The organism is Pararoseomonas baculiformis, assembly GCF_017813395.1.
Taxonomy (GTDB): domain Bacteria; phylum Pseudomonadota; class Alphaproteobacteria; order Acetobacterales; family Acetobacteraceae; genus Roseomonas; species Roseomonas baculiformis.
Genome location: NZ_JAGIZB010000033.1, coordinates 22,927 through 29,947 on the forward strand (window position 1 = coordinate 22,927; position 7,021 = coordinate 29,947).

At 68.2% G+C, this 7,021-nt stretch carries 9 protein-coding genes; 6 read left to right on the forward strand and 3 right to left on the reverse strand.

Features of this window, described 5'->3' with window-relative positions; all coding sequences use genetic code 11:
- Positions 1–2: 2 nt before the first annotated feature.
- The gene (gene bcsD, locus J8J14_RS21705) at positions 3–440 is read left to right on the forward strand and encodes a cellulose biosynthesis protein BcsD (protein ID WP_209381643.1); all 438 of its coding nucleotides are present in this window, start codon (positions 3–5) and stop codon (positions 438–440) included.
- 67 nt (positions 441–507) lie between these two features.
- Here bcsD and J8J14_RS21710 read toward each other — a convergent pair whose 3' ends face one another.
- Positions 508–1,401: a methyltransferase domain-containing protein gene (locus J8J14_RS21710; RefSeq protein WP_209381644.1), complete on the reverse strand. Its 894-nt coding sequence runs from the start codon at positions 1,399–1,401 to the stop codon at positions 508–510.
- Positions 1,402–1,470: 69 nt separating this feature from the next.
- Between J8J14_RS21710 and J8J14_RS21715 the strand changes: the two genes are divergently transcribed.
- The 3 genes from J8J14_RS21715 (at position 1,471) to J8J14_RS21725 (ending at position 3,095) form a co-directional block, all read left to right on the forward strand.
- Complete coding sequence (locus tag J8J14_RS21715) at positions 1,471–2,253, forward strand: ComF family protein (RefSeq protein WP_209381645.1); 783 nt, start codon at positions 1,471–1,473, stop codon at positions 2,251–2,253.
- Between the two features lie 31 nt (positions 2,254–2,284).
- A complete protein-coding gene (grxC, locus tag J8J14_RS21720) occupies positions 2,285–2,542 on the forward strand; it encodes a glutaredoxin 3 (RefSeq protein WP_209381646.1) in 258 nt (85 codons plus the stop codon).
- Positions 2,543–2,618: 76 nt separating this feature from the next.
- Positions 2,619–3,095, forward strand: a complete 477-nt coding sequence (locus tag J8J14_RS21725; RefSeq protein WP_209381647.1) for a DUF1178 family protein — start codon at positions 2,619–2,621, stop codon at positions 3,093–3,095.
- 256 nt (positions 3,096–3,351) lie between these two features.
- On the opposite strand, the gene J8J14_RS21730 is transcribed toward J8J14_RS21725, so the two are convergent.
- Complete coding sequence (locus tag J8J14_RS21730) at positions 3,352–3,738, reverse strand: response regulator (RefSeq protein ID WP_209381648.1); 387 nt, start codon at positions 3,736–3,738, stop codon at positions 3,352–3,354.
- Between the two features lie 11 nt (positions 3,739–3,749).
- Positions 3,750–4,745, reverse strand: a complete 996-nt coding sequence (locus J8J14_RS21735) for a sensor histidine kinase (RefSeq protein WP_209381649.1) — start codon at positions 4,743–4,745, stop codon at positions 3,750–3,752.
- 118 nt (positions 4,746–4,863) lie between these two features.
- On the opposite strand from J8J14_RS21735, the gene J8J14_RS21740 reads away from it, so the two are divergent.
- The gene (locus J8J14_RS21740) at positions 4,864–6,297 is read left to right on the forward strand and encodes a sensor histidine kinase (protein WP_209381650.1); all 1,434 of its coding nucleotides are present in this window, start codon (positions 4,864–4,866) and stop codon (positions 6,295–6,297) included.
- Positions 6,298–6,646: 349 nt separating this feature from the next.
- Positions 6,647–6,958, forward strand: a complete 312-nt coding sequence (locus J8J14_RS21745; protein ID WP_209381651.1) for a hypothetical protein — start codon at positions 6,647–6,649, stop codon at positions 6,956–6,958.
- Positions 6,959–7,021: the final 63 nt, after the last annotated feature.

Below are 7,021 nucleotides of genomic sequence, written 5' to 3' on the forward strand. Positions count from 1 at the left end.
TGATGACCTCCAACCCTGAACCCCGCCCGGACTGGGAGGGCTTCCTCCGCGCCCTGCTTGACACGCTGGACGCCCATATGCCCGCCGAGGAACGTGCCGTGCTGCTGCGCGCCATCGGCGCGCAGATCGCGGCCCTGTCGCCAATCCCGCCCGAGGCCACGCTGGCCGGGCTGGAGGCACGGATCAATGAGCGCCTGGCCGGGCCCCGCTGGGGCTCGGTTTCCATCGCCCTGGATTCCGATGGCCCGGCCCTCGTTCTCACCCATGCCGCTCCTCCCAGCCTCCCTCATCGGCGCGACGAGGATCGGGCGTGGATCGCCCCGGTGCTCGAAGGACTTCATTCCGGCTGGATCGGCGCACAGCCCGGTGCGGAGGCCGAGGTCCAGACACATCTGGTGAGCAGCAGCGAGGGACGGATGGTGTTGCGCTACGGCGCCTAAGGTTCCCGCCAGAGACGAAGGAAAAGCCGCAGGACATTGTTCTTGCGGCTTTTTTGTGCGTGCCAGCTCAGTGCGGTTTTTCGCCCGTCTTCTGTTCCGGAACGCCAAGCGCATCGGCGAGCCGTGCCGTCGCGCTGCCCGGACGGGCCGGGCGGGGCTGGTCGGGCCCCGGGCTCCATCCGGTCAGCGTCAGGAGGCGGAGGGTCACGGGCACTCCGTCCGGCCCGGCGGGCAGGCTGGCCAGGGCCGAGGGGAAAAGTGCGCGTGGCGGGATTCGGTTATCCCGGGAGAGGACGGCATTCGTCTCCCCCGCCGCCTGAAGGTCGCGCAGCAGCAGGAGCGGATCCCGGTAAGCGAGGGCGACATCCTCCAGATCCGCCACAGGGAGGGCGAAGCCCGCGCGCTGCAGCAGGCCGGCGCCGTCCCGCAGCTCGGGGAAGGGAGAGACCCGTGGTGCCGCGCCGCCCCGGAGGCTCGCATCGGCCCCGGTCAGGACTTCACGTAGCGGCTGTAGCGTGCCGAGGGCCGGCATGGTGGCCAGGAACAACCCGTCCGGCGCCATCGCCTGCCGGATCTGGGCCAGGGCTCCGGGGAGGTCGTTCACCCAGTGCAGCGAGAGGTTGGCGACCACGAGGTCGAAGCTGCCCGAGGCAAAAGGCAGCCATTCCTCATCCCCGACGAGGGCGAGCCCGCCCGCACCCGCGGCCAAGCGCGGCGAGAGGTCCATCGAAACGACGGTGTCTACGCCGCGTCCGCGCAGGGCCGGTGCGATCAGGCCTCGGCCGCCGATCTCCAGGGCACAGGCGAAGCGCCGGGTGGTGTCGTCCAGCCGATCGAGCAGGCGCTCCGCCAGCGCCTCCAGCACCGGCGTCACGCGGTGCTGCGTCTGGGCTGCCCGGTCGCGGCGGCGACGCAGCAGGCGGCGGTCGAAGATCAGGTGTGGCGCGCTCATGCCCCGCATATGTCGCGCCGCCCCTCCCGCCGCCAGGGGCGGCCGCCTAGCATCCTGGGCCGGGGCAGGGGAGGAATCATGCGGGCGGCGGTAGATAGGGCAGGGCGCCTTGTTCGGCAGGGCTGGGGGCAGGCGCTGGATGCGCTGCTGCCACCGCACTGCCTCGCCTGCGACGCGCGGGTGCTGCAGCAGGGCTCGCTCTGCGCAGCCTGCTTCGGTGGGCTGCACGCCATCGTGCCGCCATTCTGCGGCTGCTGCGGGGTGCCGTTCGAGCATGCCGGGCAGGGGGAGGGCGGGATCTGTGGTGCCTGCCTGGCCCGCCCCCCGGCCTTTGCCCAGGCCCGGGCCGCATTCGCCTATAACGATGCGGTGGCAAGGCTGGTGCTGCCGCTGAAGCATGCGGACCGCACGGAACTGGCCCTTCCGCTTGCCCGCCACATGGCGCGGGCGGGCGCTGAGCTTCTGGCACGCGCGGATCTGCTTGTGCCGGTGCCCCTGCACCGGAGGCGCCTTTTCCTGCGGCGCTACAACCAGGCGGCGCTCCTGGAGCTGCGGCTTGGCCGGCTCTGCACGGTTCCCGTCATGCCGGATGCGCTGCGCCGGCTCCGTGCCACGGCGCCCCTGGGAAAGCTGGGTGCGGAGGGAAGGCGGGCGGCCCTGCATGGAGCGATCGGCCTCTCTCCGGGCGCGGGCACGCGGCTGACCGGGCGGCGGGTCCTGCTGATTGACGACGTGCTGACCAGCGGTGCAACGGCCGATGCCTGCGCCACCGCCCTTCTGGACGGAGGCGCGGCAGAGGTGGAGGTGCTGGCCATCGCGAGGGTTCCCGATCCGCGGATCGCCGGCCCGCTCACGCCTTGAAGGATCAGAAGGGGTCACCGAAATGGTGCCCATGGCCCAGATCGAAATCTACACCATCCCTTACTGCCCCTATTGCGACCGCGCGAAGGCGCTGCTGAGCCGCAAGGGCGTGAGCTACCAGGAGATCGATGCCCCGACCGGTTCGGCCGCGCGCAAGTCGGCGATCGAACGCTCGGGAGGGCGGACCACCGTGCCGCAGATCTTCATCAACGGGCAAGCCATGGGCGGCTCGGATGATCTGGCTGCGCTGGACCGGGCCGGGAAGCTCGACGCGCTCCTGGCCGCCTGATGCCTTCTCTGGCGCTCCGCGCCGCGGAGTGCCAGAACCGGGCGGCGCAGACCGTCCTCCAATCCCAAGACGAGAGATGATCCACTACCAACTTCGCTGCAGCCAGGAGCACGGCTTCGACGGCTGGTACAAGGATAGCGCCGCTTTCGAGAAGCTGGCGGCGTCCGGCCTGATCGACTGCCCGGTTTGCAGCGACACGAAGATCCGGCGCGACCTGATGGCGCCCGCCATTGCGAAGGCGCGGACCGAGCCCGTGCCCGCGCCGGTGAAGCCGCCCGAACAGCCCGCCGCCGCGCCGCCTGAAGGCGCCACTGCAACGGCAGGCCCCATGCCGGCACAGCTGCTGGCGCTCCTCCAGCGGATGCGGGCGGAGGTGGAGAAGAACTGCGACCATGTCGGCCGCGACTTCGCCGAGGAGGCGCGGAAAATGCATCGTGGCGAGAGCGAGCGCCGGGGCATCTACGGCGAGGCAACAGCCGACGAGGCCGAGGCTCTGGCCGATGAGGGGATCGAGGTGGGGCGCATTCCCTGGGTTCCGCGGGCGGACGGATGAGCCGCCCGGGGGCGTAGGGGAGTGCACCGCCCCACTCGCCGCCCTGGTGGATCAGTGGTGCCTGGATGAAGCCGCCCGGCTATCTCCGGGCTGACCCTGGGGGGCGGCCGGCGATCTCCAGCCCGGCGCAGGTCCGGATGTTCGTGGCCGGGCAGGCGGGATCGTTTGCGGTTTGGGGCAGGCTGCAGGGCACTGCGCCGGGACAGGTGCATCGGCCGGGCTTGGCCCGGATGCGCCGGGTGGGTTGCCGGTGGTGCTAACGCCCGAGATCGCCGGTGGCGCCATGCCCGCTTGAGCGAGGGCGCTCGACCCCGCGCAGCACATTCAGGATCGCCTCGGGACGGATCGGCTTCTGCAGGATGGCAAGGGGCGACATGGCCTCGCAGCGCGCACGATGAAGCGGATCGCCTGAGCCTGTAACGAACAGGAAAGGCGGTCCCCCGCGCTCCCGCAGCAGGGCAGCCAGCTCGGGGCCGTCCATCCCGCCCGGCAGCCTCACATCCAGGCTCACGACATCGATCGTCACACCCGATTCAAGAAGATCGAGGGCCTCCTGGGCGGTTCCGGCCATGCCAACCACCTCGTGCCCGCCATCCTCAAGAACCATGGCGAGGTAGTCGGCAATCAGAAACTCGTCCTCCACGATGAGGACTTTCAGGCTGCTGGCCTCAGCACCCGGACCATGCATTGCGTTCCCCCACCGTCCCTAGGGCTGATCCGAAGCTCGGCGCCCAGTTGCTGGGCCAGGCGCCGGACCAGGCGGATCCCTAGGCCCGGGGCGTCGGAGACGGCTTCCGGCAGCCCCACGCCATCATCATTCACTTCCAGAATGACTCCGCCTTGGTCAAGGCGCCGAAGCGAAACGCTGATCCACCCGGCCGCCCCATCTGGAAAGGCGTATTTGATCGCGTTGGTCAGGAACTCGTTCGCGATCAATCCGAGCGGCACGGCGGTGTCGACGGGAAGCACCTCGTCGGCGAGGTCGAGGGAGGCCCGGATAGGCCGGCCATCCAAGGCCAGTATGTCGTCCACGAGCCCCCGGAGGAAATCGCCGATCCTCACCTTCTCGAAGGCGCCGTCGCGGTAAAGCTGCTCTTGCAGCATCGAGAGGGACTGCACGCGGCGGGCAAGATCCTCGAGCTGGCTCCGGGCCCCGCGGTCGGCCAGGCTGCGGGCCGTGAAGCTGATGAGCCCGATCACGAGCTGCAGGTTGTTGTGGAGGCGGTGGTAGAGTTCCTGCGTTAGCAGGTCACGGCTCTCCTCCAGGCTGCGACGGGTTTCCGCCCGGGTGACCGCCGCGCGTGCCGCGGCCGCGAGGCGGCGCAACTGCTTTGGCGATTTGACGAGATAGTCGTCGAAACCGGCCTTGATGGCCCGGACCGCCAACTCCTCGTTGCCGGTCCCCGTGAACATCACGGCCGGGCAGATGGGATTCACGGCCCGCACAGCCGCGAGCACCTCGAAGCCGTCGGTCCATTTCAGGTCGAGGTCCGACACCAGGAGCCCCGGCCTGGGCTCCTGGCGCAGCGCCGCTTCGAGTGCCGCCGGCGTTCCGATCTCGGCGATCACGGCGTCAGGAAACTCCCGGCGGACCTCTCGCAAAGCCAGATCCCGGAAGTCGGGATCATCGTCGGTGATCAATATCCGCATGGTACTCTCAACGAAATCCGCTGGCCCGCGGTTCCAGATGGGATGCGCCATCCTGCGCCGCTGCAACCCGGAGGCGCGCAGCCGCTTCCAGGGTTCTGGATGTTCTGGGGCAGCCGGGATGGGTGCGGCGGCGGTAATGGCAGAGGAACGTAGCAGCGCGGCTGGCGCGGGGCCCGGGTGGGGCAGGGACGTTCCGGGCTGGGCGGCTGTCGCCGCGTTCGTCTCGACAGGCCTGCTCCTGCTCGGTGCCTTCCTGCTCATCCTCAACCTGGCGCGCCTCACCGAGGCCCGCCGCCTCGTGAACATCACCGTCGAGGTGCTTGAGGCAACCCGGACCGTGATCGTCGGCGTGGTGAATGCGGAAACCGGCCAGCGCGGCTTCCTGCTCACGGGGGAGGAGAGGTATCTGGGCCCCTTTCAGGAGGCCAGCGGGCACATCTGGGAGGATCTTGCTACCCTGGAACGCCGTCTGCAGTTCCCGGATCAACAGCAACGGCTGCGTCGGGTTCGGCCCCTGATCGAGGCCAAGCTGGCCGAGCTCTCATACACAGTCGCGCTGCGTCGCCGCTCGCTCGACGAGGCGCTGGCCGTGGTACGGACCGACGAGGGCCAGCATCTGGTCGAGTTGATCCGGTCTGGGCTCGGTGAAGTGGAGGCCCGCGCACGCGAGATCCTGGCCGAGCGTACCCTTCTTCAGGAGAGGCATGCCAGGCGCGCGACCATCCTTGCCCTCGTCTGCGCCGCGCTGGCGCTTGTTTCGGCCGGGTTTGGAACCATCCTCGTCCTGCGCCGGCGCGAGGAACGGAAGCTGGTTGAGCAGAATCTCCGGCTCGAACGCCTGGTGCATGAGCGCACGACGAACCTGGAGGAGGCGAATGCCGAGCTTGAGGCCTATGCGGCGACGATCTCGCACGACCTGCGCACGCCAGTCCGGGCCATCGGCGGGTATGCCGCCGCGCTGGAGGAGGATGCCGGCCCGTGCCTCGGCCCGGAGCAGCACCGGTATCTCGGGCGCATCGTTGACGCATCTGAGCGCATGGACCGGCTGATCGAGGACATTCTCGGCTACAGCCGCCTCGCAGGGCAGGATCTTACAACCGGGCGCGTGCCGCTCGAGAGTGCGGTGGACGCGGCTCTTGCGGCTCACCATGCGGAGATTGCGGTCGCGGGGGCTCGGCTGGAAGTCGTGCGCCCCTTACCCGCTGTGCGGGCGCATGCCGGCGCGCTGGAACTGGCGGTTGGAAACCTCATCTCGAACGCCGTGAAGTTCACGGTGCCGGGCCAGGCAGCAGATATAAAGATCTGGTCTGAGCAACGCGGCGGCATGGTGCGCCTCTGGGTCGAGGATCGAGGCATCGGCATCGGTCCCGAGCACCGGGAAAGAATTTTTCGCCCATTTGAGCGGCTGCATGGCCGGGAAGCCTACCCGGGAACCGGCGTCGGCCTGGCAATCGTGCGCCGCGTTGCCGAGCGCATGAGTGGACGCTGCGGCGTCACCTCAGAACTCGGGACAGGCAGCCAGTTCTGGATCGAGCTTCCGGAAGGAGGCTAGCAGCACCGCGGCCACCCGCGGCGCCTACTACGCCACCAAAGAACGGCGCGTGATGAGCGCGTTCCGCGAATTCAACCCGGCACCTGCGCCACAGGTGATCACAGAAACCGATATGGATCGAATTCAGAATAATATCTACGATCACATCCTGACTAGCTGGTGGGATTCACACATCAAAATGGTTCTTTAGTAGAAGAATAGCCGTATCGTTCCTCCCTTGCTGCGGCGCTGGTTGCGCGCAACTTCGTTCTGAGGCCAGCGCGGCAGCTGTTCTTGCGTGGCGGCAGCGGATTGCGAGCGGGGAAATGCGATGTCACTTCTATTATATCGCACGGATCACGCAGATACGATGAGCGATGCGGAAGCCATTACGGATGGTCTCCTTTTCCTGCCGAAGCCGATGATGGAATTCCGTGCTGAGGATGCCGGCATCCGCATGTGCGCGGCGCCTGAAGTGCATTTGCAGCTGCTCGATGACCGCGTTGAGCCTGCCGCCCTGAACGCAGATGTTCAATTGGCTGAGCTCGATGAACCGTTTCTGGAAGAGGACATCGAAGGGTCAAGCGGGGGTAAAGGGGAGCCAGGCGGGGAGAAACGCAAGGGCGTTGTTGCACAAACCTTGCAGGTAGGCCTGCATGAGCAAGGCATCGGCACGGGGTGAGCGGCCGAAGACCCGCTACCGGACCCGGAACTGGCGGGAGTACGACCGGGGGCTGATCTCCCG